Origin of the sequence: Pseudoalteromonas sp. AOP7-A1-14 (assembly GCF_052376275.1) — a bacterium.
Taxonomy (GTDB): Bacteria; Pseudomonadota; Gammaproteobacteria; order Enterobacterales; family Alteromonadaceae; genus Pseudoalteromonas.
The window spans coordinates 1-1,147 of record NZ_JBQSVO010000253.1 but is presented as its reverse complement, the minus strand read 5'-3'; the positions used below and the strand labels follow the sequence as shown (position 1 = coordinate 1,147).

Annotated in this window: 1 protein-coding gene; it reads left to right on the top strand. The window is 41.4% G+C overall.

The genetic code is table 11. From position 1 onward, the window contains the following. Positions 1–37: 37 nt before the first annotated feature. The coding region (locus ACT3RM_RS17950) for an ISAs1 family transposase (RefSeq protein ID WP_444511522.1) at positions 38–1,147 on the top strand (1,110 nt) is incomplete at its 3' end.

The window sequence follows — 1,147 nt, the reverse complement described above, 5'->3', positions numbered from 1 at the left end:
TCAGATCAAGGCATAATAATTACTTGGTCGCATAAATATGAGCACTACTTTTCTGAAACATTTTAATTCAATTACAGATCCTCGCATTGAACGTTGTAAAAAGCATGAACTTATCGATATTCTTCTCCTTGCTATTAGCGCTGTACTCTCTGGTGCAGAAGGATGGGAAGATATTGAAGACTTTGGGCACCTAAAGCTTGATTGGTTAAAAAAATACGGCACGTTCAACGCAGGAATTCCAAAACATGACACGATTGCTCGCGTCATGTGTCGGTTAAAAGCAAATGAAATAGAAAGGGCATTTCAATCTTGGATATCATCACTGATTGAAACTACAGGTGCAGATATCATCGCTATCGATGGCAAAACCGCACGGCGTTCATTTACCACAAAAGACAGAAAAAGTGCCTTACACACGGTCAGTGCATGGAGTTGCCAACACCAGTTAGTGCTTGGGCAGACGGCTGTTGATAATAAAACAAATGAAATCACCGCAATACCAGAATTACTCACCCTGCTCGATATTGAAAACAGTATCATTACGTTAGATGCGATGGGATGCCAACAAGAAATAGCAAAACAAATCATCCAACAAAAAGCAGATTATATTCTTGCACTTAAAGGTAATCATTCAGGCATGCAAAAGGAACTAGAAGCGTGGTGGCACAAGTGCGAGCGTGAAAGGTTAACTAAGCATAATTGTGATGAACATACCGAAATAAGCTCAGGACATGGGCGTGTTGAAACACGTACATGCCAGCAGTTACTTATAGATAAAAGCTGGCTAGGCAAGGATTATCGTTGGCCTGGCTTAACGAGTATTATTAAGGTCAGGGCTGAAGTTCATGATAAGTCGGCAGGGTCGGATACCACTGAAACACGCTGGTATATAAGTTCATTAGACTTAAATGCAGCGCAAGCACTCAATGCAGTACGCAGTCACTGGCAGGTTGAAAGCATGCATTGGATGCTTGATATGAACTTCAGAGAAGATGAATCGAGAATACGCAAACTTCAAGGGCCATTAATGTTTAATGTAATGCGAAAGATAGCCATGGCGCTTTTTAAACAAGATGCATCTAAGTCAGCAAGTATGGCGAGGAAAAAGAAAATGGCAGGGCTAGACGATGATTACCGCTCAACCCTG